Annotated in this window: 1 protein-coding gene; it reads left to right on the forward strand. The window is 55.7% G+C overall.

What is annotated here, in order from left to right; all coding sequences use genetic code 11:
• Window positions 1-124: 124 nt before the first annotated feature.
• The coding region (locus tag A2I95_RS38305) for a hypothetical protein (RefSeq protein WP_291737639.1) at window positions 125-1,363 on the forward strand (1,239 nt) is incomplete at its 3' end.

Consider the following 1,363-nt stretch of genomic DNA (forward strand, 5'->3'; position numbering starts at 1 on the left):
AATTTCTGCGCCGCCTGATGGAGGGCAAGGAAGTCGAGAAAGTTGCGATAGGCGTCACCGACGGGGAGTTTTCATACGCGTTTGACTGATCGCGTCCGAGAGTAATCAGTGGGAAGGAAATCCTATGGTTAAACATGTTGTTATGGACCTGAAAAACCTGGACATCAAAGTGTCCGGGCTGGAGATGGTGGAGCCGCCGAAACTGTCGTTCAAAGTGGTGGTCGAACTGGATAAGAAAATGGAGAAGGGGGTCGAGAAAGACCCGCTTTTGCAGCAGGAATTCCATGCCGGTGCCGACGAGGTGCTGGAGCAGACCAAGGACACCATCGAGAAGAAATGCAAGGTGTTCGACAAGCTGTTTGTCCAGATGGTGGCCAAGGGCGCCTCGGACAAGGACATGGAAAAACAGCTGAAAGGGCTGAACGACGCCATCAAGAATGACGTCAAGGTGGCCGAAAAGGGCGCGGAACTGGCGGCGCAAAAGGCCTGGACCAGCCTGCAGAAAAAGAAAAAGGAATGGTCCTCGTTCAAGATCAAGATCGGCGTGTCCATCGCTGGCACTTTGGCCGGGCTGGCGGTGAGTATTGCAGCTATGGCCACCTCGCCGTTTTCCGGCGGTGCGGGGGCGGCGATTGGCATCATCGGTCTGATCAAATCCGGGGTGTCGCTGGCCAAGGACATTGGCAAGCTGGCGATCAACATCGATCAATCCAAAACCATCCTGGTAAAGAACCTGGCGGTGGTGGAAAAGGCGGCCTCGAACAAGGCGCTGAATGCAGCAAACGAGGTGTCGGCGGCAGTGTTTCAGGAGTTCCTTGGCATCTCGCAGCCGTCGGTCAAAACGGTGGAGGATTCGGCGGATACGCTGAAGGCGAAATACGCCCAGATGGTCGTCAAAATGCATGACCTGTCGAAGACGCTGAACAAGATCCTGAAACAGCAGGAAAAGCTGAAGAAAGAGTTCCTGGCCGAGGTCGGCAAGAAGCTGAAGAAGCACCCAATCAAGGATAAGAAGACCCAGTTGGTCATGATCAGCAAAGCGCTGGATACGGCTTTGGCGAAAAACTATGCCGAGGTGCAGAATGCCATCGACAAAATCCAGATCATGTACAGCGATGCGCGCGGCTGGGCCAGCAATATCAAGGAGCTGATGAAGCGGGTGAAGGCGCTGACGATTAAGGACCCCAAAGCGCTGAAGGTGTTCCGCGAGGGGCTGAAATTCGCAGCCCTGGCGCTGTCGCCGATTGATGGCAACTCAATCGCCACCGGTGCCAAGGATCTGGCCCTGGGCGTGGGCGGCGCGGTCGGCGGCTATGCCTATGACAAAATCACCAGCAAGGCGCTGGACGGGACTGTGTTCGAC

Source organism: Leisingera sp. F5, from assembly GCF_001593695.1.